This window comes from Parabacteroides provencensis (assembly GCF_900232875.1).
GTDB lineage: Bacteria > Bacteroidota > Bacteroidia > Bacteroidales > Tannerellaceae > Parabacteroides > Parabacteroides chinchillae.
This window is the reverse complement of record NZ_LT960489.1, coordinates 316,874-339,630: the sequence shown is the minus strand read 5'-3', so window position 1 is coordinate 339,630 and position 22,757 is coordinate 316,874. Positions and strand designations below refer to the sequence as shown.

The window sequence follows — 22,757 nt, the reverse complement described above, 5'->3', positions numbered from 1 at the left end:
ATGTCATTCAAAATCGTCGGCATAGTTGCTCCCTTTAAATAACTGTTGCAAACAAATAACAGCTTCTCTGCTTTCAAAACCTCTTCCGGCAGCAAAACGAAGTAATTTGTTAAATAGTTCGCGCTCGTCTTTTCCTGTTGTTGTTTTCTTTTTATCTTTTAATAAAGAATGAAGTATGTCGCGATATTCTTCATCGTCAATATTATTTAAAGCTTCGGTCCGTTTGGAAGCGGGGATTCCTCTCTTTTGTAATTCATAAGCTATTTTGATGCGTCCCCATTTGTTGAAGCGCAGCTTGTCGTTTACAAAACTCCGGCAAAAACGTTCTTCATCAATAAATTTCTCTTTGAGTAAACGATCTATGATGCGTTGTGTTGCTTCGGCTGGTAATCCTGCTGCGTCTATTTTCTTTTTCACATCTTGTATACATCGTTCGGCTGATGAGCAATAAGCCGCTGTGCGGTGCAGTAATTCAGGCTCGGTTATTTGTTTCATAATTGTGCTTTTATAATCCGGTCTTTACCGTAAAAATCTTTTATCAGTTCGATGTTTTTATATCCTTCTGCTTTTAACATCTCTTTTGTCTCGTTTCCGCACCGGGCGTTTATTTCAAAATAAAGGAATCCGTTTTGGGATAACCATTGTTTACCCAGGCGTGCAATGGTTCGATAAAACAGAAGTGGGTCGTCGTTTGATACGAATAAGGCAAGGTGGGGTTCGTAGTCCAGTACATTTGCATCCATTTCTGCTTTTTCTCTTTCCATTACATAAGGCGGATTGCTTACAATTATATTAAAGCCCCAATCAGAAGAATTTTGGTTCTCTCTCGAAAGAAATTGAAATTTCTCCCGGAAGGATTCAAAAACAGACGGCGATAAAATGTCGGCTTGAACAAACCGGATTTCTGCTTGTAATTTCTTTGCATTTTGCTTGGCGATGGCTAAAGCATTTTCTGAAATATCTATTGCATACACTTCGGATTGTTTTAGTAGTTTTGCTAATGAGATGGCGATACATCCGCTTCCGGTTCCGATATCAAGTATACGGAGCGGCAGTGCTGTTTTTTGATCTTCCTTTATTTTGTTTACCAACTCGGCTGTTTCCGGTCGGGGTATCAATACCGAAGAGGTTACGTTGAATTCATATCCTGAAAAATCGGCAATACCTAATATATATTGGATAGGTTCCGATTTTTTTAGCCGTTCAACAATCTCCTTGATTTCTGCCTTCTCCTTGTCGGATAATTCATTACCTTTGCCAAGCAAGAGCTGGTAAGGCTGAAGTCCGCAAACATGCTCCATAATCAATCTGGTGAAACCTTTGATTTCGCTCGCAGGATAGTAGTCTTTAAGAGAGTTGTTTATATAGGATACGGTCTCAGTCATGCTTTTTATTTTGGTACAAAAATAGTGCAAAAACCATTTATATGCAAAGATTATGATAGAAGTTGAAGATAAGTATATGGCGCGTTGCATTGCACTTGCCCGGAACGGGGAAGGCTATACAAGCCCGAATCCTATGGTTGGTGCTGTTATTGTACATAACGGTAAAATTATAGGTGAAGGGTTTCACCGGAAATGTGGGTTGCCTCATGCCGAAGTAAATGCGATTGCTTCGGTAAAGGATGAATCATTGTTGCAGAACGCAACGATGTATGTGAGTCTTGAGCCTTGCTCTCATTATGGGAAAACGCCTCCATGTGCGGAACTCATTATCCGTAAACATATTCACCGGGTGGTAATAGGATGTCTTGACCCTTTTCCTGAAGTTTCGGGACGAGGAGTTAAGATGTTGCGTGGGGCCGGAATAGAAGTCGTAACCGGTGTTTTGGAAAAAGAGGCTTATGAGCTGAATCTTCCGTTTATGACTTCGCAGATTCGTAAACGTCCGTATATTGTATTAAAATGGGCTCAGAGTGCGGATGGATATATGGACCGTATGCGGACAAATGTATTTGAACCTCCTGTTATTCTATCTTCTTCCGGAACATTGATGCGTGTACACAAACTTCGCTCCGAAGTAGCATCTATTATGGTAGGAACGCGTACGGCCTTATTGGATAATCCTTCGTTAACCGTTCGCTATTGGACTGGTAAGTCTCCGGTACGGGTTGTGTTGGATAGGGATTTATCGATACCTGCTGATTATCATTTGCTGGATGGTTCTGTACTTACGCTTGTATTTACGGAAAAAGAAATGCAGGGCATTCCTAATGTAGAATATGTACGGATTGATTTTTCCCAAGATGTATTGTCCCAGGTATTAAATAATTTATATAAACGTAAAATAGATTCTTTAATGGTTGAAGGCGGCCCTTTCCTTTTGGAACAATTTATTCGTGCCGGCTTATGGGATAAGATTCGTATAGAGACGGCTCCGGTTTCTCTGGGTGGTGGAATAAAGGCTCCGGATGTGACTTGGATGCAGGCCTCGGCTTCGCAGGAAATCATCGGGATGTTTTCTGAAAATCATCGAGGCCATTTTTCGAAATCATCGGGGCGTTTTATTACGGAGTACATTCATAAAAGGCCGGATATATTATGAAGACTTGGCACTAAAATATTATAAATATTAGCATGTATTAGGTATAAAGCCAAAAATGTTTCTACTTTTGTGCCTTTATATGCAACAAACTTATGTTTTTGATGAAAAATAAAATAGTACTATTTCTAGCAGGATGCTTAGTTTTGTTGATGAATTCCTGTTTGGGGTCGGATGATGCGGAGTATGCCATACCCAAAAATTGCCAGATTACTTCTTTTACTCTGAAAAACGATTCGGTACCCGAGCTGTCGAAAGTCGATTTTACAATAGACCAGTTGGACGGACGTATTTTCAATATAGATTCAATGGCTTATGGAACTGAAATTGAAAAAGTGGTTTGTACAGTTAACTTTGCTTCCGGTACGGCTCAGGTTCAGGTTATACAAGAAGCTGTAGGAGATACTATTCCTTGGAATGGAACAGATTCTCTTGACTTTTCCAAACCGGTGAAGTTTATTACCTATTCTTATGACGGACAGTTTTCTAAAACATATTTGGCTCAGGTCAACATTCATCAGGTCGTTCCCGATTCAATGGTTTGGTCTTTGTATGCAGATAAGGTAACCGGTCTGAGCATTGACGAAGAAAAAGTTGTTGCTTTTAATGTGAATAGTTCCGATTATTATTATATGTATGTGAAGCCGGCAACGGATAAAAGCTATAAATTATATCGTTCGGCAGCTTCGGATGCGAAAAAATGGGACGAACTTTCTTTGTCCGGATTGCCTGATAATGAAATACGTCTTTCTCAGATTACTGAATATGAGGGCATTCTGTATGCCCCGGGAACAAAAGGCATTGTTTATCAGTCTGTAGATGGGCAAAATTGGTCTGTGCTGGATAATACGCCGGTTGTGAAGTATTTGTTGGGTGGTGTAAAAGAAGGCGGCATAAGCCAGCCGTCAGCATTAGCTACTATTATTGATAAGGATGGAACATTGAAGTTTGCTGCAATGGATAAATCTCAAAATTGGACGGAAGGAAACATTGTTCCGGTCAATTTCCCTGTTACAGGTTTTGGTTCGGCAACGCATAGTATTATGTATAAAGAGCGTTTAACAGTTGCATGTGGTAGAACAGGCAACGGTCAACTGAGTAATACTGTTTGGGCAACAATGAATGCTACTTCATGGGCTATTCTTTCGGATGAAGGAACAGATGTTTTAGTGCCAAGCGAAGGCGCTATGTTATCGCGCTATGATGATAAATTCTTCCTGATAGGAGGAATTGACGCTGCAGGTAAGCCCTCTAAAACAATATATAATTCAATAGATAACGGCGTGACATGGTCTGAAATAGATTCGATGGTTGTGTTGCCCGAATCATATAAGGCCAGAGGCTTTTCTTCAGTATTGGTAGATAAAGAAAAATATATGCTTATTTTCGGCGGAAAAACAAGCAACAATTCGAACGTGTTGGATGAAATCTGGCGTGGTCGCATAAACCGGCTGGGATTTAAGGACTAGAAAGTTCCTTGGAGAAAAGTATAATTTTATCAGGCTTTTATCGTTAGAAAAGAGATGTAGTATATATAACAGTAAAGCGTATGACTTCTACTTTCTTTCAACGTATATTGATAATTATCCTTTTAACCGGTTCATTTCCTGTACTATATGCTCAGGAATACAAATATGAAATTGGCGGAATGGCAGGCGGAGCCTATTATATGGGGGATGCAAACAAGAATGCCTTTTTTAAAGGCTTGAATCCTGCATTGGGTGCTGTGTTTCGTTATAATGCTAATTTCAGATGGGCTGTAAAAGCCGATTTGTTATGGGGACGTATTTCGGGGAGTACCGCAGGGTTGGATAATGTTTTTCCTGATAATGCGCAGGTTTCTTTCAATCGGAACCTGATAGAATTGGGTGGACAAATGGAGTTCAACTTTTTTCCGTATAGCGATAAGTTTGCTTATGCAAATGCTAAACGGTTTTCGCCTTACGTATTGTTAGGGCTTGGAATGACGGTTGCCCCAGGTAATGGAAGTACTATGGCTAGTGTAAATGTGCCTTTGGGCGTTGGCGTAAAGTATAAATTAAAGAACCGGATTAATCTGGGATGCGAATTTTCTTTCCGGAAATTGTTTGGCGACAATCTGGAGGGAAATGCAGTTTTGGATAATCCGTATGGAATAAAAAGCAGCTTTTTGAAGAATAAAGATTGGTATTCTTTATTGTTGCTTTCTGTTACATGGGATTTCGGACCTCGTAACAGACCATGTAATAACAAGAACAGTATAAGTGGTTATTAAGATACGAAATAAAAAATGTCGTTGTTTGAAGAAATAGACAGAAAACGCTTGCCACAGCATGTGGCTATTATAATGGATGGAAACGGACGCTGGGCAAAAGCTCAGGGTAAAGACCGTAGTTTCGGTCATCAGGAAGGTGTCGTTTCTGTTCGTAAAATTGTGGAGGCGGCAACTGCTATCGGCTTGAAATATCTGACGGTGTATACCTTTTCTACAGAGAATTGGAATCGTCCGGAACAGGAGGTACAAGCCTTGATGAGTTTGTTAGTATCGGCTATTCACAGGGAAACTCCTGATTTGATGAAAAATAATGTACGTCTGATGGCTATTGGCGATTTATCCCGTCTGCCGGAAGATGCACGTGTAACTTTACAGGAATGTATTGATAAAACTTCAGTTAATACAGGAACCACATTGGTGTTGGCCTTAAGTTATTCTTCCCGTTGGGAAATTGTACAGGCTGTTAAAACGCTTGTTGGAGAAGTGGCAGATAAGAAAATAACCCCCAACGATATAACTGAGGCTGTTGTCTCAGACCATCTAACGACAAAAGGCATCCCCGATCCGGATTTATTGATTCGTACCGGTGGAGAAAAACGCATCAGTAATTTCTTGCTATGGCAGTTGTCGTATGCAGAATTATATTTTACAGATGTGTTCTGGCCTGATTTCAGAGAAGAAGAATTGTATGGAGCTATATTGTATTATCAACAGCGTGAGCGCCGTTTTGGTAAGACAAGTGAGCAATTAATCTTATAAACAATTAGCTGTTATATGTACAAAAGAATAGTGCTGTTTTTTATTTTTCTGGGCTTTGCATGCGGAGCATTTGCTCAGGAAACTGACACTACCCAGGTTGAAAAACCGGCAGAGTTACCGGTTTTTTCTTATTCGTTGCCAAAGAAGTATAAAATTGCAGATATTAAGGTAACGGGTATTAAGAATTATGATGATTTTGTGTTGATCGGTTTCTCCGGATTATCCGTAGGAGATGAAGTTACTATCCCCGGAGATGAAATAACGACAGCCATAAAACGTTTTTGGAAGCATGGATTGTTTTCTGATGTAAAGATATTGGCTACTAAGGTTGAAGGAGACCAGGTGTGGCTGGAAATACAATTAAAGCAACGTCCTCGTATTTCGGAAGTTAATTATCACGGCATTAAGAAAGGGGAAAAACAGGATCTTGAAGCTAAACTAGGCTTAAAGAAAGGCTTTCAGGTAACGCCGAACGTGATGGACCGTGCCAAGATATTAATCCAGAAGTTTTTTGATGGTAAAGGATATAAGAACGTGGATGTGGAAATTCTTCAGAAAGATGATATTTCCCATGAAGGTGAAGTTATAGTGGATATATTCATTAATAAGCATGAAAAGACCAAAATTCATAAAATTCACTTTGATGGGAATAAAGCGTTGACGGATCGCGATTTGAAAAAGGCTATGAAGAAGACGAATGAAAAATTCAACCTTCAGAATGACTGGAAATCCAGTGTCCTTGAGATGTTCAGCACAAAGAAGTTTACAACGGAAGAATACGATAAGGATAAGAAAAATATTATTGATAAATATAATGAACACGGTTATCGTGATGCTGTAATTCTGGAAGACAGTGTTGTGAATTATAATGATAAACGTGTTGATGTTTATATAAAGGTTGACGAAGGTGATAAGTATTACTTGCGGGATATTTCTTTTGTAGGTAATACAAAATATCCTACGGAGCAGTTGAACTTCTTGTTAGGAATGAAGCCCGGCGACGTATATAACCAGAAGAAATTAGGAGAACGTTTGCAAAGTGATGAAGACGCTGTGTCGAACCTGTATTTCAATAACGGTTATTTATTCTTTAACGCCGATCCTGTGGAAGTAGATGTAGATAATGATTCTATCTCTTTGGAAATCCGTATTCAGGAAGGTCCTCAGGCCTCTATTAATAAGATTATAATTAATGGTAACGACCGTTTGTATGAAGATATCGTTCGTCGTGAACTTCGTACTAAACCGGGTATGTTATTCAGTCGTGAAGATTTGATGCGTTCTGTTCGTGAAATTGCACAGATGGGACACTTTGACCCGGAAAACCTGGTTCCGCAACCAATACCGGATGCCGAAAACGGAACTGTGGACATCCAGTATAATCTGGTATCTAAAGCTAATGACCAGATCGAATTCTCTGCCGGTTGGGGACAAACAGGTGTGATCGGTAAATTAAGTTTGAAGTTTACCAATTTCTCTGTAAAGAACTTATTTAATCCTTCTACTTATAAAGGTATCATACCGCAAGGTGAAGGACAGACTCTGACTTTGAGCGGACAGACCAACGGACGCTATTATCAGGCATATAGTATTTCGTTTATGGATCCCTGGTTTGGCGGTAAACGTCCGAATACGTTATCGTTAAGCGCTTATTTCTCAAGGCAAACCGATATTAGCAGCAGCTATTATAATAATAATTACTATAATAGTTATAATCCATATAATTATTATGGCGGATATGGTGGTTATGGTGGCTATGGATATGGAAATTATGGTTATGGTAATAATTATAACTATGAAGCTGCATTGAACCCGGAAAAATATATCATGATGTTTGGTCTTTCTGCCGGTTATGGTAAGCGTTTAAATTGGCCGGATGATTTCTTCCAGTTCATGGCAACACTGAATTATCAGATGTACAAAATGCATGATTGGGATTACTTCCTTGTAAACAATGGTACATGTCATAACATCAACTTGGAATTGATGTTGCAACGTAACTCTATAGATAACCCGTTGTATACTCGTCGCGGTTCTCAGTTCTCTTTATCAGTGAGTGCAACTCCTCCGTTCTCTTTGTTCGATAATAAGGATTACGGATCATTAAGCGATCAAGACCCAACCAAGTTCCGTTTTATTGAATACCATAAATGGAAATTCAAAGCTAAGATATTCTCTCCGTTAGCTCCGTTGACAGTAAAACGCACACCGGTATTGATGACACGTGTTGAATATGGATTCTTGGGTTCTTATGATAAGAATAAGAGGTCTCCGTTTGAAACATTCTATATGGGCGGTGACGGTATGAGCGGTTATTCAAGTACTTATGCAACTGAAACAATCGGATTGAGAGGATATGAAAACGGAAGTATTGCCGGTAATGGCGGTTATAATTCTTATGGTTATGCTTATTCACGCTTGTCAATGGAATTGCGCTATCCGTTCTTGTTGGAACCTTCATCAACAATCTATGGTTTGGTATTTGCTGAAGCAGGTAATGCCTGGAGAACTTTGAAGGAATTTAATCCGTTTGATCTGAAACGTTCGGCTGGTGTGGGTGTCCGCATCTTCCTTCCGATGATCGGATTGATGGGTATTGACTGGGCATACGGATTTGATACTCCCGACTATTCAAGCAAGCGTGGCGGTAGCAATATCCACTTTATTATTGGACAAGAATTCTAAATTAACGTAATTTAGATTCTATATTATAAACCCTCTGCTATATTTGCAGTCATAAGGTGAAACATAAAAGGTAAAAGTATGAAAAAGATAATTGCTTTAAGTTGCTTTATATTCCTTTGCTCTTTTGCGGGAATGGCTCAGAAGTTTGCTTTGATCGATATGGAATATATTCTGAAGAATATACCGGCATACGAAATGACTAACGAGCAATTAAGCCAGGTTTCAAAGAAATGGCAGAATGAGGTAGAGGCAATCCAACAGGAAGCCCAGAATATGTATAAAACTTATCAGAGCGATTTGGTATTTCTTTCGGCCGAAATGAAAACAAAGCGTGAAGAAGAAATCGTGAAGAAAGAGCAGGAAGCTCAGGATTTGAAACGTAAATATTTTGGACCTGAAGGGGAACTGTATAAAAAACGTGAAAGTCTGATGAAACCTATTCAGGATGAGGTTTATAATGCAGTAAAAGAAATTTCAGAAGATAAGGGGTATCAGTTGGTAATGGATAGAGCTTCAGCTATGAGTATTATTTTTGCATCTCCAAAAATTGATATTAGTAATGAAGTGCTTATAAAATTAGGATATTCAAAATAAATGCTTACATTTGTGCGCTTTAAGCACAGCAAGTAATTGAATTGATTAATAACAAAGTAATATAAAGAAAAATGAAGAAACTTATTGTCTTATTGTTTATGATTCTCCCTCTGGGAGCTATTGCACAGGAAGTGAAAATTGCTTATGTGAATACTCAGGATATATTTTTGGCATTACCTGATGCTGGCGATATGGAAAAGAAAATGGCAGACTTGAATGAAAAATATAAAGGTGAATTGAAGACGATGCAGGATGAATACACAAAGAAGTATTCAGATTTTGTTGCTCAGCAAGATTCATTGACCGAGAATATCAAATTGCGCAGAATGCAGGAAATTGAAGATATCCGCGGACGCATAGATAATTTCATGCAGGTAGCTCAACAGGATATGCAGAAGAAACAGGGTGAATTGCTTCAGCCTATCCAGGATAAGATCCAGAAAGCAATCAAAGCTGTAGGTGAAGAAAAAGGTTATACTTATATTGTAGACCCTCAGGTATTGCTTTATACAGGAACGAATGCAATTGATGCTACTTCTTTCGTGAAGTCTAAATTAGGTATTTAATATATTATCTGAATAAAAGGAAAGGATGCCCTTCTATAGAAAGGCATCCTTTGTTTATTATAAATGGAAGCAAAGAATAAATACTATTCGCAAAAACCGGGTCCGATCGGTGTATTTGATTCCGGTTATGGTGGCTTGACAATCTTTGATAAGATACGGTCTGTCATGCCGGATTATGATTATATTTATTTGGGCGATAATGCGAGAACACCTTACGGCACTCGTTCTTTTGAGGTAGTTTATCAGTTTACGCGACAAGCTGTAATGAAGTTGTTTGAAGAAGGTTGCCAGCTAGTGATACTGGCTTGTAATACGGCTTCTGCTAAGGCCTTGCGAACTATTCAACAACGTGATTTGCCTGGCTGGGATGAAGAAAGGCGTGTTTTAGGGGTTATTCGTCCTACTGTTGAACTAATGGATACTATTAGCAAGACAAAGCATATAGGGATTTTAGGAACTAACGGGACAATATCGTCCGGTTCCTATACGATGGAAATAGGAAAAATGTTTCCGCATATAAAGGTTACCGGAGAAGCTTGCCCGATGTGGGTTCCTTTGGTGGAAAACAATGAATTTGATTCTCCCGGCGCCGATTATTTTGTAAAGAAACATTTGGAACACGTACTTTCTGCCGATCCTGAAATAGATACTTTGGTTTTGGGCTGCACACATTATCCTTTGCTAATAAATAAAATCGAAGCCAATTTGCCTAAAGGGATAACGCTTTTTTCTCAGGGCGAATATGTAGCAAAGAGCTTACAGGATTATTTAAGACGCCATTCTGAAATGGATGCGAGACTGACGAAAGAGGGTAGAAGCCGTTTCTTAACGACAGAGTCGGCTGAAAAGTTTTCTGAAGCTGCGTCCTTATTTTTGAGTGATACAATCCAAGTGGAACAGGTTTCTATTGATCGATGAAATATAGCTGGATTATAGTATTTCTGGTTCGGTTTATTTGTTGTTTTGCCGTACAACAAGGAGACTTGGATAGCTTATTGTCTTCGAAAGGATTGATTAATATCAGGACATTAGATAGTACTATCCGTGTAGAATTGAAGTATGCCCAACAGGATAACTTTATGAATCAGGCTGTATATAAAGGATTATCTCAAGCTTGGTTACGCTTCGAAGCTGCCGGTATGTTGGTAAAAGCCCAAAGGTTATTGAAATTGGAACATCCTGCGTGGACAATTGTAGTGTATGATGCTGCTCGTCCTATGTCCGTCCAGCGTAAAATGTGGAGCTTGGTTAGAGGAACAGATAAAACGAATTATGTGAGTAACCCTGCTAATGGCGGTGGTCTGCATAATTATGGTATGGCTGTAGATGTTACAATACTGGATGAAACAGGCATACCTCTACCTATGGGAAGCCCGTTCGACTATTTTGGCGAAGAAGCGCATACTTCCAATGAAGAAGCACTATTGGAGCAAGGTAAAATAAACCAACAAGAATATAATAATCGCCGTTTGCTTCGTCGGGTTATGACGAAAGCCGGTTTCCGCATTATACCCTATGAATGGTGGCACTTTAATGCCTGTTCACGTACAGATGCTCGTAGGCTGTATCCGGTGATAGATTGATCAATGAATGTCTTTTCCAAAAGGCGCTAATGCAAGTGCTGCCAGTTTGAAGTGCTGCCGGCCGAAAGGGATTCCGATAATAGTAATACATAACAAAATGCCGAAACCGAGATGCGTCAGACAAATCCAGATGCCGCCTATGAATATCCATATTACATTCATGATCAATGAGAGACAACCTCCGGAATTGCCATTGTCTGTAACCTGGCTACCAAATGGCCACAAAGCCAACATGGACAACTTCAATGTTTGTAATCCGAATGGTATACCTATGATAGTAACCATTAACAGCAGACTGGATATTAAGTATTCAATACTGGTAATAATACCTCCGCAAAGTAACCAGATAATGTTTCCGAGGAATTTCATAAGCCTTTTTGTTTTATAGATGCAAAACTATCTATTTCTGCCAATACTTGTTGCTTTATAATCTTAAAACTGTCTGTTAATTCCGGTTTTACGGGTTTAGACGGGGGAGCATCCATTTGAAGAGGATTGATTGGCTGTCCGTTCTTGTGTACGCGAAAATCGAGATGGGGTCCTGTTGAAAGCCCGGTAGAACCTACATAAGCAACTTCTTGTCCTTGCCTTACATGACTTCCAACCTTAATTCCCGGAGCAAACTTGCTAAGATGCATATAAGTTGTGGTATAAACGGAATTGTGCTTAATCTTTAAGAAGTTCCCTCCTCCTCTCTGATAACCTTTTGCTATAACGGTACCGTCTCCGATACTTTTAACCGGAGTCCCGACAGGAGCGGCGTAGTCTACGCCGTGATGTGCCCTGTATCTTTTTAAGATAGGATGAAAGCGGGCATTGGTAAACCGGGAAGTGATACGGAAGAAATCCAATGGCGCTTTCAAAAATGCTTTCCTGAGGCTGTTTCCCGCTTCATCAAAATATTCAGAGATGCTATCCTGGGTAAATGGAATAGCAACAAAATCTTTTCCCTGGTGAGTAAAGATTGCCCCTTCAACGGATGCTATTTTGAGCGCCGTTGTATCATCGATATAAGCAACGTCATATAATACTTTAAATGAATCCCCTTCCTTTACATCAAAGAAGTCTATCTGCCATGCGTACACATTATTAGACAGCTCCAGTGCAAGAAGCGGATCTGCACCTGAAGCCTTTATCACATTCCAGAGTGAAGAGTTTAAAACGCCTTCTGCATATTTACGTTTCAGGATGATGGGTTTTGAAAATTCGTAAGCGCATATAGTATCATTGGTAAAGTCTATAATAGCATAGTCGGTTAACGACTTGGCAAAGGCAATATAGCGTATGGCAGCAACACTATCATTTGTGGTAAAGGTGCAATAATGCATTCCGGCACGTAGTTTGGTTGGGTCTAATACATGCTGGGAAGACTTGCTTATACTATCTGCCTGCAGAGCCGAAAAGCCCAGGCCTGAAAAGATTATAGCCGGATTATCTCCGCTTTTTATCATGTATTCGTTTACATTCAATGAGTCAATACATATTCCGTATTGGTAGATATGTTGCAAACTGTCTATCCATTCACTGTCTACTTCTTCTTCCGTTTGTTTGACATGTGTACAGGAAAGACTGCTTGCCAATAAAACCAGTAAGATATAAATAATACTTTGTTTCTTCATACATTCTTTTTAGTATGGCAAATTTAAGGAAAATAATCTAAAGACAGAACTTGTTTTGTACCTTTGCGCCCCGGAAAGAAGCGTGCTGCTTATACGCTGAGCTGGTATGCGTGGAAACGTTCTTTGCTTATAACTTTTGTTGCAAGTTCAAGTGTTTATTTGCTTGGCCGCCCGCTGCTGGGTATATTTACAGAGAACGAAACGATTATAAATGTAGCAATGGGAGTATTGCTGGTTGATATTTTCCTGGAGCAAGGGCGTGCTACGGTCTTGATGTTCCTTTTCAACCTGCGTTCGGTAGGAGATGTCATAGTGCCAGTGTTGATAGAATTGGTTTGCATGTGGTTCTTTGCAGTTTTCTGCGGTTATATGTTTGGTATTGTGTTCGGATTAGGTTTGGCCGGCATGTGGGTGGCTTTTGCAATGGACGAAAGTTCACGGGGTATAGTTCTGGCTTTAAGATGGCGTACGCAAAAATGGAAGCGACGAAACTTGATTCGCCACGATGTTAAGGTTGGTTAAATCAAGGGCTGGCTCGGAACATTTTACCTTTTAATACCGTCATATCTTTACGAAGTATATTTTATAAATGATATAAGTTATGAAGAGAATTATTATGTATGCATTGCTGATTCCTATGTTTGTAGGAATGGCTGTTTCTTGTTCGGAAGCTAAAACTGATGCGAAGAAACTGGAGGGTAAATGGAAAGTAGTAGAAGTAAAAGGTAAAAAGATTCTGGAAGAAGGCTTGCCTCAGATGGATTTTAATATGGCGGAAAACAAGTTGCATGGCAATGGCGGTTGCAATATTTTTAATACGACCATTGAGTTAGATCCTAACGATGTTTCATCCATAACTATTAAACCGGCGGCAGCTACAATGATGGCTTGTCCGAATATGGAAACCGAAGACGCTGTATTCCAGGCTATGAATGATGTTAAAGCGGTTAAGGCCGGACAGAACGATGAAGAAATGTTGCTGGTTGATGCCAATGGGGATGTATTGTTGGTTTTAGCTAAAAATTAATTTGAATGAAACGTTTATTCTATTTAGGTTTGCTCGTAGCAGGTATAGCTTTATTGGCCGGATGTAAAGCTAAAAAAGCAACTGTTGCATCATACTCGGACTTGGACGGGGAATGGGAGGTTGTTGAATTAAACGGTACAAAGCTGAATCCGGAAGTAACCAACCAGATGCTGGTGATTGATGTGGCACGTAATCATTTGTCCGGAAACGCCGGCTGCAACCGTATTATGGGGCAGATAGAGTATAGTGATATGTATAAAAATATCATTAAGTTCCCTCAAGTGGCAACAACACGTATGATGTGCCCTGATATGAGTGGTGAAAACGAATTGTTGCAAGCGCTCAACAAGGTGGTGCGTTTTGAGGCTGTAGGTGAAGAGAAGCCAATTAAAGAAATTGCCTTGTACGGAACCGACAATGGTAAATTGTTGGTGATGAAAAAGAAAAGCAAAGATGTCAATGGATAATTGAAAAACTATCTGACCTAATAATAAAGGACGGAGATTTTACAAATTATGTAGTAAAATCTCCGTCCTTTTTTTGTTTTCCAGCCGAGCTATTTCTTTCTTTTCCCGGTTGGATAATCCGGATATAGCAGATATTTTTTACGTATTTGTTTGTATTTCTCAAGCTCCGGCTGCCAACTATCGCGTATTTCCTGCTCGGATAATCCACGTACTATCTGGAAACGAAGTTTCTTTGTTCCGGCCAATAGGTCGAACCAGTGCGGCTGGGCAAAGAAAAACGCCTGGTCTTTTCCTGCTTTATTATAAAAGTCGAGGAAGAAACTTAATGATAATCCTCCCTGGTATGGATATTCACGAAGGTCTACTCCATAACATTCTTTGTTTTTCTGTAACGGATTCTTATCAAAGCCTTCCAGGGGAACGGGCGTAAAGCTGAAGTCTCCGTATTTTTTATCCGGATAACCTATTACCTGAAAAGGATAATAGGTGCCGCGTCCTATGCTGATATTAGTTGCTTCGAAAAAGCATAAAGACGGATATAAACGAATAGCCTGGTCGTTAGGCAGGTTAGGAGATGGTTTTACCGGTAACCAATAAGGATCTCCATGTTTCCAGTTCTCCATTTTTACTATTTTAAGATGGCAAGTATCTGGCGTGCTGTCCAACCAACCTTCACCATTGATCATCCAGGCCAGTTCTCCCACTGTTAAACCGTGCAATAATGGGATAGGATCTACGCCAACGAAAGACTCGAAGCCCTTTTCACGCATTGGCCCGTCTACAAAGTCGTTAGGATTGGGGCGATCCAATACTACGAATTCTTTGTTATTTTCGGCACAGGCTTCCATTACATAATGCATTGTGCTAATGTAAGTATAGAAACGGGCTCCGACATCTTGAATATCGAATACAATAACGTCCAGGTCGCTTAACTGTTCGGCTGTGGGCTTCTTGTTTTTTCCGTAAATGGAAATGATCGGGACTCCGGTTTTAATATCTTTACTGTCGCTGATTTCGGCACCGGCATCGGCAGTTCCTCTGAAACCATGTTCGGGGGCAAATACTTTTTTTACGTCAATACCGTTTTCCAGCAAAGCGTCCAAAAGATGTTTCTGTTCACTCTCCAGAATAGAAGTTTGGTTGACGACAAGCCCAACCCGTTTGTCTTTTAATAACCGGGTGACGACATCCATGCGTTCGGCACCTAATTTTAATGGGGCTTGTGATAAAGTGGCAGCTTGAATTTCGGGGGACAAACACAGGTTGAATACCCAAAAGGCAAGCCAAATAACAGCTTTCATAAATTTTTCCTCTTTATATATGATGCAAAAATAGCGAATCTTTTCTGTTTTTCCTCGTGTGGTTTTATCCTTTTCTTGCTTAATGTTTATCCGTTTCAATACAAAGATGTAGCCGTTCGCCGTTCGCCGGACAACCGTTCTTTGTGCAGCGAACGACTGTCCGCCGAACGGTTATGAGTTCCTGTTGAAATGTTCAGACTATAAAGACAAAACAACTACTTCGTCTTATTGTTTGATAAAAATAGTATCTTTGCAATTAAGAAATTTGTATGGCATGAATCCATTAGATATAATAAAAAAATATTATCCCGTAGAATCGGAAGCTTTCCGGATATTGGTTACGCATAGCAGAAGTGTGGCTGATAAGGCTTTATCTATTGCCCGAATGCATCCGGAGATGAATTTGGATTTGACTTTTATCGATGAGGCTTCTATGTTGCACGATATTGGTATTTTTAAATGTAATGCTCCGGATATAGCCTGTTATGGCGAGGCCGAATATATATGCCATGGCTATTTGGGCTCCGATTTAATGCGCGAAGAAGGTTTTCCCAGGCATGCCTTGGTTTGCGAGAGGCATACGGGAACAGGGATTTCGTTAAAAATGATAGAGGAACGTAATCTTCCCCTTCCGCAGAGAGACATGCAACCGGTATCTATGGAAGAGCAGTTAATTTGTTTTGCGGATAAATTTTATAGTAAAACGAAGTTGGAGAAAGAGAAGTCAATAGATAAAGTAAAACAAGGTCTTTCCAAATACGGCGCCGAAACAGTGGGACGCTTTGATTCGTGGTGTAAACTCTTTTTAGGGGAATAAAAACAGTAAGGCTCATTTATTTATTATACATTTGCACGCTGTAACTGAGGAGTAGGACAGGTTACCGGTTATGTCGACACTGGCTCTGCTATCAATTGTTATTTTAATGAAATACAGACTACTAATAATCTTTATACTTTCTTTTTTAGGAGGTACTTCTTTGTATTCTCAGAGAGCGGTAGCTCCGGGGGATAGCATTCCGGGCGCTGTTTCCGAGACGGCGCAACAAGATAGTACCGCCTTGACGGATTCTACTGCACATAAAAAACAAGGGCTGGATGCTGTGGTAACTTATTCGGCTGCAGACTCTATTGTAATGACGGCAGGTAATTGGGCTTATCTTTTCGGAGACGGAAATGTAAAATATCAGCAAATAGAACTTACGGCCGAGAATATAGAGATGAATATGGATAGTAGTCTTGTATTTGCCAAATTCGGCTTGGACTCTATTGGCCAGGAGTTTGGCTATCCACTGTTTAAAGATGGGGGAGAAGAGTACGAATCGAAGACGATGCGTTATAATTTCGGTACGAAAAAAGGGTATATTACGGATGTAATTACGCAACAGGGCGAAGGTTATGTAACAGCCGGCCGTACTAAAAAGATGGATAACGATGTGCTTAATATGGTGGGTGGCAAATATACTACCTGCGACGAGCATGAACATCCGCACTTTTATATCCAGATGACAAAAGCTAAAGTTCGTCCGAAAAAGAATATTGTAACCGGACCTGTTTATCTTGTTTTCGAAGACGTTCCGCTATATCCGTTAGGACTTCCGTTTTGTTTCTTCCCATTTTCGACTACCTATTCTTCCGGTATTATCATGCCTACTTTCGGAGATGAAAATGCGCGTGGTTTCTTCTTGCGGGACGGTGGATATTACTTTGCCTTAAGCGATTATATCGATTTGGCATTGACCGGCGAAATTTATACGAAGGGTTCATGGGGATTGGCTGCACGTTCTTCTTACAGGAAAAGGTATCGTTTTTCCGGTAATTTTGATGCTTCCTATCTGGTAACACGTTTGGGTGACAAAGGTTTGCCTGATTATAGTTTGGCAAAAGACTTTAAAATAAGATGGACACATACGCAAGACCCGAAGGCTAATCCGTACCAGAATTTCTCTGCCAGTGTGAACTTCTCAACCAGTAGCTATGACCGTAATAATACGAATAGCTTGTTTAATATGGATGCTACCCAGAATACGAAAGGTTCCAGTGTCAACTTTACACAGCGATTTCCGAACAATCCGTTTACACTTTCGGCAACAATGAATATTAACCAGCGTTCGAGTGACTCTTCTATTTCTGTAACATTGCCTGATATTTCAGTAACAATGAGCCGTATTTTTCCGTTTAAACGTAAACATGCTGTAGGTGCAGAACGTTGGTATGAGAAGATTTCAATGAGTTATACCGGCTATTTACGAAACAGTATCGATACGAAAGAAAACCTGTTGTTTAAGTCGAATATAATTAAAGACTGGAAGAATGCCATGCAACATCAGATTCCTGTCAGTGCAACATTCTCGGTTCTTAAATATCTAAATATTTCTCCTTCTTTTAATTATACGGAACGTTGGTACACAAGCAAGACGGAGCAGGAGTATGATTTGCAACAGAAGCGCATGGTAGCCCGTGACACGACGTATGGTTTTTACAGGGTATATAATTTTGACGCATCCGTTTCTGCATCAACTACTTTATATGGTTTTTATAAACCATTACCTTTTCTGGGAGATAAGGTGCAGATGATCCGTCATCGCTTTGAACCTTCCGTTAGTTTGAGTATTGCCCCGGATTTTGGTTCTTTCCGTTTTGGTTTCTTCGAAGACTATACGTTTAGGGATGAATACGGCCAGAATCAGACGGTAACTTATTCTCCTTTTGACGGACAAATGTTTGGTGTGCCATCCAGAGGGAAACAGGGACTTGTTAGTTTCTCTGTCAATAATAACATAGAAATGAAAATCCGTACGGATAAAGATTCGACGGGAGTTAGAAAGATAAGCCTCATAGACAAGTTGTCTTTAGGCATGAATTATAATATGGCGGCAGATTCGTTTAAATGGAGTGACCTGACTGTAGGATTACGTCTGAAATTCTCTAAAAGCTATACATTGAACCTGAACATGGTGTTCGATACATATACTTATGGTTACGATGAAATGACCGGCAGGCCTTATAAGATAGATAAAATGCGTTGGAGCTCGGGTAAAGGAATAGGCCGCTTACGTTCGACGGGGACGAGTTTCTCTTATACGTTTAATAATGAAACATTCAACAAATTGTTTGGGGGAGGAAAAAGTAAATCGGATAGCCAGAACAATTCATCCGGTTCCGGTACCGGAACCGAGGACGGCTTGAATCCTGAAGAAGATGGAACATCGGAAGACGGACAAAAGAGTGGCGGACGTTTACTTGGAAAAAAGAAAGAAGCCGGAGAAACGGATGCGGACGGATATCTGGTATCTAAAATACCTTGGAGCCTTTCGTTTAACTATGGTCTGAACCTGAATTACGGAACGTTTAATCCTAAGAAGATGGAATATAACTATAAGCTGACTCATTCGCTTAGTTTTAATGGAAATATTCAACCAACAAAGAATTGGCGTTTTAATTTTAATGCAACCTATGACTTCGATACAAAGAAGATATCATATATGACTTGCAATATTACGCGCGATTTGCACTGTTGGCAAATGACAGCCAGTTTCATACCGGTTGGCCCGTATAAATCTTATTCGTTCTCTATTGCTGTAAGTTCTTCTTTACTGAAAGATTTGAAATTGGATAAGAGAAGCAACTATCGTGACGGACAACAATGGTACTAAATAAAAAACATTGAGGACTGAAAATTAACCGGCAAACAGTATTTAATTTTCAGTCCTCAATGTTTTATTTATCTCCGTTTTGCTTCTTACCAGTCTATCGGTTCTTGTCCGGTTGCAATTAAATAATCATTTGTTTTGCTGAAATGTTTGTTGCCAAAAAATCCACGGAATGCAGATAGTGGAGACGGGTGGGCGGACTTAAGGATAAGATTGCGTGACGAATCTATAAATGCCCCTTTACGCTGGGCGTAAGAACCCCAAAGGATATAAACAATATGGCTGCGTTCGGTGGCCAGGCTATGTATGACTGCATCTGTAAATGCTTCCCAACCTTTATTTTGATGGGAACCTGCCTGGTGTGCACGAACCGTTAAAGTTGCGTTTAGCAAAAGAACGCCTTGATCTGCCCATCGTAGTAAATTACCGCTTGTTGGTATCGATTTACCCAGATCGTCTTGTATCTCTTTGAATATGTTAATGAGTGATGGAGGAAATGGGGTTCCGTCCTGCACAGAAAAGCATAATCCGTGTGCTTGTCCGGGTTCATGGTAAGGATCCTGACCAAGAATTACGACTTTCACTTTGTCGAACGGACAATGCTCAAATGCGTTAAAAATATATGGTCCCGGAGGATAGACAGTTGTTTGTTTGTATTCCGCCTTTACGAAATTGATTAGTTGTTCGAAATAATCTTTTTCAAATTCGGGCGCTAAGCGCTCTTTCCAACTTTGTTCTATTTTTACATCCATGGCTTTATAAGTTGACAGGTGACAATCGACAGGTGATAGGTGTGAAAATGTATTTTACCTGTCAACTGTCAACTAAATTAAGTGCATTCCTGCATCATTAGCTTCTTTGCGCATTTCTTCAGGCCATATGCTAGCCTGGATTTCTCCGATATGCGCTTTACGGAGATAGAACATACATAAACGGCTTTGACCGATGCCTCCGCCGATACTTTGAGGAAGCTCTCCGTTCAGAAGGCGTTTATGGAAGTATAGTTCTTTTTTCTCTTCTGCATTGTTAATGGCTAACTGACGTAATAATGCTTCTCTATTGACGCGGATTCCCATTGATGATAATTCCATGGAACGGTTTAACACATCGTCCCAAACCAATAAGTCTCCGTTTAATCCGGTTTGTCCGTTCTCTGCTATTGTAGACCAGTCGTCATAGTCGGGAGCACGCCCGTCATGTTTCTTGCCATCGCTTAAACGGCAACCGATGCCAATAATGAATACGGCTCCGTATTCTTTTGCTATGGCATCTTCGCGTTCTTTTGCTGTAAAGGTAGGATATTTTTGTAATAAATCCTCGGAATGTATAAAATGAATATATTGAGGAAGTGTCGGTTTGATTTGTGGAAACATTTCGTATACCAGATATTCTGTCCGTACCATAGCGGCATAGATGCGGCGCACAGTTTCTTTTAAGAATTCGATGTTTCGTTCATTTTTATTCATTACGCGCTCCCAGTCCCACTGGTCTACGTATAAAGAGTGTAAGTTGCCGAGTTCTTCATCGGAACGGATAGCGTTCATATCCGTATAAATACCGTAACCTTCTTCTATTTGATAATCGGCCAAAGTGAGCCGTTTCCATTTGGCCAGAGAGTGTACAATTTCGGCTTTAGAATCGTTTAAGTCTTTGATTGGAAACGTAACAGCCCGCTCTGTTCCGTTTAAGTCATCATTAATACCCATGCCTTTCAGGACAAATAAAGGTGCGGTAACACGACGTAAACGTAGTTCGGAAGAAAGATTTTGCTGGAAAAAGTCTTTGATCTTTTTTATACCCATCTCTGTTTGAGCTAAATTCAAAAGTGCTTTATATCCAGCCGGTTTAATTAAATAACTCATATTCTGCTGTACTTTTTGTTTATTAAATGTGCGCAACAAAGATAATTATTAGTTGCAAAACATCAATACGGATTGATATTTTATTTGCAAAATGGTAGTGTAATTACTTTTTGTGTGTGCAAAATATCAGAATTGTGTGCGAAAGAGATAATATGAAGATAATAGAAACTCTTTACCCGTACAGTTTGCTTAACTGAGAGATTATATTTACTTTTGCGCAGTCTTTGGCTTGGTAGCTTAGTTGAATAGAGCGTCAGATTCCGGTTCTGAAGGTCGTGGGTTTGAGTCCCACCCGAGTCACATTAGAGAAAGCCTGGTGATTCTTGTGAGTCAAGAATTACCGGGCTTCTTGCATATTTGCATATTTCTACCTTTTTCTGCTATAAAGACAAAACTTTTCATCTCTTTGCATTGTTTTTTAATAAAACATTAAAACGAAAAAAATTATGTCAGCAATTTATAGGTTTTTATTCCCGACTAAGCCGGATGGTGCGGCTATATCATTGTTATTATTAGCGTTCAGAATATTATTTGGCGTGTTGCTTATGTCGCATGGCTTGCAAAAACTGAATCATTTTTCAGAAATGGCTGCCACTTTTCCTGATCCCTTGGGAGTTGGTCATTCTGTTTCGTTGGGATTGGCAATTTTCGGAGAATTGTTTTGTTCATTGGGATTTATATTCGGTATATTGTACCGTTTGGCAATGATTCCGATGATTTTTACTATGTGTGTGGCATTTTTTATAGTGCATGGATCGGATCCGTTCGCAGTAAAAGAACTGGCATTCGTGTATCTGGCTGTATTTGTTATAATGTATATAGCCGGGCCGGGCAAATTTTCTGTGGATAGATTGATTGCAGTAGCCTTGTCAAAGAAGCATTGATTCGATTTGGAGTCGAATCAATGTATTTTTATGCTAAAAGAATAAAGTAATTGTATTGCATCAGGCAGACTGAATATTGCATCTTTTACTTGGTTCTCCGAAAGGTTGAATTGGTAATTAACGGCAGTGCTGAAATCTGCCTTCTTAAGATTACAGTGAATGAATGTAGTGCCTGATAGATTTGTGTTGTTAAATTTACATTTACATAGATTGGCTTCGGTAAAATCTACTTCTGTGGCATGAACATCTTCGAAGGAACATTTTTGTAAATCCAGCTTGTAAAAACTGGAATAATCAATAACAGTTTCTTTGAATTTTATGGATAGGGTAAAGCTCTTTTGCCGGCATTCATGCCAAAGTATCCCGATAAGTTTGCAGCTTGTGAATGTCGTATCTCTGAAAATACAGTCTTTTATACGTATATTGCTGAGGTTGCAGTTCTCAAAAGAGCAGTTTTCAAAAGAACATGAAAGAAATTGGGTCGAGCTAAAATCGCAATTTGTAAAGTGGCAATGATCAAATTGGATTTTGAAAAAATCTTGATTGCTTTCAATTATATTTTTTAATATTTCGTCTTGGTAATCGGTATCGTTTTGTAGTAACATATAGATAGAAGTATTAGATTTAAACAAAAAAAGGAGAGTTGAAAAACTCTCCTTTTTATTGGGTGGGCGTTGACGGATTCGAACCGCCGACCCTCTGCTTGTAAGGCAGATGCTCTGAACCAGCTGAGCTAAACGCCCGGATTGAAAATATTGTGTGAAAGTGGTGGGCGTTGACGGATTCGAACCGCCGACCCTCTGCTTGTAAGGCAGATGCTCTGAACCAGCTGAGCTAAACGCCCTTTCACTATTTTTTCATTCTTTCGGTATGTCTTATCTCTTTAAGACGGTGCAAAGATACGTGTTTTTTAATTACCTCCAAATTTTTAATGGGAAAAATTAAAAAAAACATTCTCTCTCTCT

Annotated in this window: 23 protein-coding genes and 3 tRNA genes; 16 read left to right on the top strand and 10 right to left on the bottom strand. The window is 39.7% G+C overall.

The window, feature by feature from the left end; translation table 11 throughout:
• Positions 1-3: 3 nt before the first annotated feature.
• On the bottom strand, positions 4-495 hold the full coding sequence (locus CTY47_RS08385; protein WP_099464326.1) for a regulatory protein RecX: 492 nt from the start codon (positions 493-495) through the stop codon (positions 4-6).
• The gene (gene prmC, locus CTY47_RS08380; RefSeq protein ID WP_099464325.1) at positions 492-1,385 is read right to left on the bottom strand and encodes a peptide chain release factor N(5)-glutamine methyltransferase; all 894 of its coding nucleotides are present in this window, start codon (positions 1,383-1,385) and stop codon (positions 492-494) included. Before prmC ends, CTY47_RS08385 begins: the two co-directional genes overlap by 4 nt.
• A 52-nt stretch (positions 1,386-1,437) precedes the next feature.
• Here prmC and ribD point away from each other — a divergent pair, with 52 nt between their 5' ends.
• The 9 genes from ribD to CTY47_RS08335 all read left to right on the top strand — a co-directional run bounded on the left by ribD (position 1,438) and on the right by CTY47_RS08335 (position 10,982).
• Positions 1,438-2,544 carry a bifunctional diaminohydroxyphosphoribosylaminopyrimidine deaminase/5-amino-6-(5-phosphoribosylamino)uracil reductase RibD gene (ribD, locus tag CTY47_RS08375; protein ID WP_099464324.1) on the top strand — a complete coding sequence of 369 codons (1,107 nt, stop codon included), beginning with the start codon at positions 1,438-1,440 and terminating at the stop codon, positions 2,542-2,544.
• A 101-nt stretch (positions 2,545-2,645) separates the two neighbouring features.
• The gene (locus tag CTY47_RS08370) at positions 2,646-4,010 is read left to right on the top strand and encodes a DUF6242 domain-containing protein (protein WP_233202128.1); all 1,365 of its coding nucleotides are present in this window, start codon (positions 2,646-2,648) and stop codon (positions 4,008-4,010) included.
• An 80-nt stretch (positions 4,011-4,090) separates the two neighbouring features.
• The gene (gene porG / locus CTY47_RS08365) at positions 4,091-4,795 is read left to right on the top strand and encodes a type IX secretion system protein PorG (protein WP_099464322.1); all 705 of its coding nucleotides are present in this window, start codon (positions 4,091-4,093) and stop codon (positions 4,793-4,795) included.
• A 15-nt stretch (positions 4,796-4,810) separates the two neighbouring features.
• Entirely contained in the window at positions 4,811-5,554 is a 744-nt protein-coding gene (locus CTY47_RS08360) for an isoprenyl transferase (protein ID WP_099464321.1), read from the top strand.
• Positions 5,555-5,569: 15 nt separating this feature from the next.
• Positions 5,570-8,239: an outer membrane protein assembly factor BamA gene (bamA, locus tag CTY47_RS08355; RefSeq protein WP_099464320.1), complete on the top strand. Its 2,670-nt coding sequence runs from the start codon at positions 5,570-5,572 to the stop codon at positions 8,237-8,239.
• A gap of 78 nt (positions 8,240-8,317) precedes the next feature.
• Positions 8,318-8,833: an OmpH family outer membrane protein gene (locus tag CTY47_RS08350; protein WP_099464319.1), complete on the top strand. Its 516-nt coding sequence runs from the start codon at positions 8,318-8,320 to the stop codon at positions 8,831-8,833.
• A 71-nt stretch (positions 8,834-8,904) separates the two neighbouring features.
• Positions 8,905-9,399 (top strand): OmpH family outer membrane protein, encoded by a 495-nt coding sequence (locus tag CTY47_RS08345; RefSeq protein ID WP_099464318.1) that lies wholly within the window; start codon positions 8,905-8,907, stop codon positions 9,397-9,399.
• Positions 9,400-9,462: 63 nt separating this feature from the next.
• Entirely contained in the window at positions 9,463-10,317 is an 855-nt protein-coding gene (gene murI / locus CTY47_RS08340; RefSeq protein ID WP_099464317.1) for a glutamate racemase, read from the top strand.
• Complete coding sequence (locus CTY47_RS08335; RefSeq protein ID WP_099464316.1) at positions 10,314-10,982, top strand: M15 family metallopeptidase; 669 nt, start codon at positions 10,314-10,316, stop codon at positions 10,980-10,982. Before murI ends, CTY47_RS08335 begins: the two co-directional genes overlap by 4 nt.
• Here the strand turns inward: CTY47_RS08335 and CTY47_RS08330 are convergent, their stop codons facing one another.
• Positions 10,983-11,351, bottom strand: coding sequence for a YccF domain-containing protein (locus CTY47_RS08330; RefSeq protein WP_099464315.1), 369 nt, complete (start codon positions 11,349-11,351; stop codon positions 10,983-10,985).
• Entirely contained in the window at positions 11,348-12,601 is a 1,254-nt protein-coding gene (locus tag CTY47_RS08325; protein ID WP_099464314.1) for a M23 family metallopeptidase, read from the bottom strand. The genes CTY47_RS08330 and CTY47_RS08325 overlap by 4 nt, the downstream gene beginning before the upstream one ends.
• 63 nt (positions 12,602-12,664) lie before the next feature.
• Here CTY47_RS08325 and CTY47_RS08320 point away from each other — a divergent pair, with 63 nt between their 5' ends.
• The 3 genes from CTY47_RS08320 to CTY47_RS08310 all read left to right on the top strand — a co-directional run bounded on the left by CTY47_RS08320 (position 12,665) and on the right by CTY47_RS08310 (position 14,095).
• Positions 12,665-13,123: an MATE family efflux transporter gene (locus CTY47_RS08320; protein ID WP_233202127.1), complete on the top strand. Its 459-nt coding sequence runs from the start codon at positions 12,665-12,667 to the stop codon at positions 13,121-13,123.
• A 79-nt stretch (positions 13,124-13,202) separates the two neighbouring features.
• Complete coding sequence (locus tag CTY47_RS08315) at positions 13,203-13,628, top strand: META domain-containing protein (protein ID WP_099464313.1); 426 nt, start codon at positions 13,203-13,205, stop codon at positions 13,626-13,628.
• A gap of 5 nt (positions 13,629-13,633) precedes the next feature.
• Positions 13,634-14,095 (top strand): META domain-containing protein, encoded by a 462-nt coding sequence (locus CTY47_RS08310; RefSeq protein ID WP_099464312.1) that lies wholly within the window; start codon positions 13,634-13,636, stop codon positions 14,093-14,095.
• Positions 14,096-14,184: 89 nt separating this feature from the next.
• On the opposite strand, the gene CTY47_RS08305 is transcribed toward CTY47_RS08310, so the two are convergent.
• Positions 14,185-15,396: an exo-beta-N-acetylmuramidase NamZ family protein gene (locus tag CTY47_RS08305; RefSeq protein WP_099464854.1), complete on the bottom strand. Its 1,212-nt coding sequence runs from the start codon at positions 15,394-15,396 to the stop codon at positions 14,185-14,187.
• Positions 15,397-15,670: 274 nt separating this feature from the next.
• On the opposite strand from CTY47_RS08305, the gene CTY47_RS08300 reads away from it, so the two are divergent.
• Both CTY47_RS08300 and CTY47_RS08295 read left to right on the top strand, forming a co-directional pair.
• On the top strand, positions 15,671-16,213 hold the full coding sequence (locus tag CTY47_RS08300) for an HD domain-containing protein (protein WP_099464311.1): 543 nt from the start codon (positions 15,671-15,673) through the stop codon (positions 16,211-16,213).
• A 106-nt stretch (positions 16,214-16,319) separates the two neighbouring features.
• Positions 16,320-19,049, top strand: coding sequence for a putative LPS assembly protein LptD (locus CTY47_RS08295; protein ID WP_394340711.1), 2,730 nt, complete (start codon positions 16,320-16,322; stop codon positions 19,047-19,049).
• A gap of 86 nt (positions 19,050-19,135) precedes the next feature.
• On the opposite strand, the gene CTY47_RS08290 is transcribed toward CTY47_RS08295, so the two are convergent.
• Together CTY47_RS08290 and asnA are read right to left on the bottom strand one after the other, a co-directional pair.
• Positions 19,136-19,798, bottom strand: a complete 663-nt coding sequence (locus CTY47_RS08290; protein ID WP_099464310.1) for a uracil-DNA glycosylase — start codon at positions 19,796-19,798, stop codon at positions 19,136-19,138.
• A 72-nt stretch (positions 19,799-19,870) separates the two neighbouring features.
• Entirely contained in the window at positions 19,871-20,908 is a 1,038-nt protein-coding gene (asnA, locus tag CTY47_RS08285; protein ID WP_099464852.1) for an aspartate--ammonia ligase, read from the bottom strand.
• A 226-nt stretch (positions 20,909-21,134) separates the two neighbouring features.
• Between asnA and CTY47_RS08280 the strand changes: the two genes are divergently transcribed.
• A tRNA-Arg gene (locus tag CTY47_RS08280) sits at positions 21,135-21,208 on the top strand.
• 146 nt (positions 21,209-21,354) lie between these two features.
• Positions 21,355-21,792: a DoxX family protein gene (locus CTY47_RS08275; RefSeq protein ID WP_099464309.1), complete on the top strand. Its 438-nt coding sequence runs from the start codon at positions 21,355-21,357 to the stop codon at positions 21,790-21,792.
• Positions 21,793-21,809: 17 nt separating this feature from the next.
• Here the strand turns inward: CTY47_RS08275 and CTY47_RS08270 are convergent, their stop codons facing one another.
• From CTY47_RS08270 to CTY47_RS08260, 3 genes are all read right to left on the bottom strand, one after another.
• Positions 21,810-22,397 (bottom strand): pentapeptide repeat-containing protein, encoded by a 588-nt coding sequence (locus tag CTY47_RS08270; protein ID WP_099464308.1) that lies wholly within the window; start codon positions 22,395-22,397, stop codon positions 21,810-21,812.
• A gap of 63 nt (positions 22,398-22,460) precedes the next feature.
• Positions 22,461-22,535: transfer RNA gene (locus tag CTY47_RS08265), tRNA-Val, on the bottom strand.
• 23 nt (positions 22,536-22,558) lie between these two features.
• Positions 22,559-22,636: transfer RNA gene (locus CTY47_RS08260), tRNA-Val, on the bottom strand.
• Between the last annotated feature and the right edge of the window lie 121 nt (positions 22,637-22,757).